General features: G+C 72.2%; 1 protein-coding gene and 1 pseudogene. Both read left to right on the top strand.

Features of this window, described 5'->3' with window-relative positions:
• Positions 1-219: pseudogene (locus ACFW2E_RS47085) on the top strand (TetR/AcrR family transcriptional regulator); the annotation flags it as partial.
• Between the two features lie 123 nt (positions 220-342).
• A partial coding sequence (locus ACFW2E_RS47080; protein ID WP_384478372.1) for an aldo/keto reductase occupies positions 343-1,317 on the top strand: 975 nt, incomplete at its 3' end.

The following is a 1,317-nucleotide window of genomic DNA, read 5'->3' as shown; positions in this document are numbered from 1 at the left end:
CTGCGGGCCAACTTCCGCGCCCAGGTGACCGAACGCCTCGCCGAACGCCTCACCGGTCCCGACCCTGGTCTGCGCGCCGAACTCGCCGTCGCCACCCTCGTCGGCCTGGGCGTGATGTATGGCATCGCGCGCGGCCCGCATCTGCGCGGGACCCCGGTCGACGACATCGCCGACCGCTACGGGCCCCTCGTACAGGCGCAGTTGACGCCCGCCTCCTGACGCCGTGCCCGGCGGCAGACCGCTCGCCGGACGACGGGCCACTCGGGTGGGCGAGGAATGCGCGGGTGAGCGAACGGAGCGGCCCGTTCCGCGTCCTCCCGCGCCGGATGACAGACTGGCGGCATGGACGAACGCGTAATGGGCAGGTCGGGGCAGCGGGCATCGGTCGTCGGCCTCGGCACGTGGCAGCTGGGCGCCGACTGGGGCCAGGTGGACGACAAGGAGGCCCTGACCGTGCTGGAGACGGCGGCCGAGTCGGGGGTGACCTTCTTCGACACGGCCGACGTGTACGGCGACGGACGCAGCGAGCAGACCATCGCCACCTTCCTCAGCGGCCGGCCGGACCTGCATGTGCTGGTGGCCACGAAGATGGGCCGCCGGGTCGACCAGATCCCGGAGAACTACGTCCTCGACAACTTCCGCGCCTGGAACGACCGCTCACGCCGCAACCTCGGTGTCGACCGGATCGACCTGGTGCAGCTGCACTGCCCGCCGACGCCCGTCTACTCCTCGGACGAGGTGTTCGACGCCCTGGACACCATGGTCGAGGAGGAGCGCATCGCGGCGTACGGCGTCAGCGTGGAGACCTGCGAGGAGGCGCTGACCGCGATCGCCCGGCCGGGTGTGGCGAGCGTGCAGATCATCCTCAACCCGTTCCGGATGAAGCCGCTGCGCGAGGTGCTCCCGGCCGCCCGGGAGGCGGGCGTCGGCATCATCGCCAGGGTGCCGCTTGCCTCCGGCCTGCTGTCGGGCAAGTACACCAAGGACACGGTCTTCGCCGCCGACGACCACCGCACGTACAACCGGCACGGCGAGGCCTTCGACCAGGGCGAGACGTTCTCCGGCGTCGACTTCGCCACCGGCGTGGAGGCGGCCGCCGAGTTCGCCGCGCTCGCCCCGCAGGGGTACACCCCGGCCCAGCTGGCCCTTCGCTGGATCGTCGAGCAGCCCGGGGTGACCACCGTGATCCCGGGCGCCCGCTCGCCGGAGCAGGCCCGAGCCAACGCGGGCGCCGCCAAGCTGCCGCCGCTGCCCGAGGAGACCGTCGCCGCGATCCGGGAGCTCTACGACCGCCGCATCAAGGACCAGGTCGAGAAC

This window comes from Streptomyces sp. NPDC058964 (assembly GCF_042741275.1).
Taxonomy (GTDB): Bacteria; Actinomycetota; Actinomycetes; order Streptomycetales; family Streptomycetaceae; genus Streptomyces.
The sequence above is the reverse complement of the archived record's forward strand: the minus strand, read 5'-3'. Positions and strand labels throughout refer to the sequence as shown.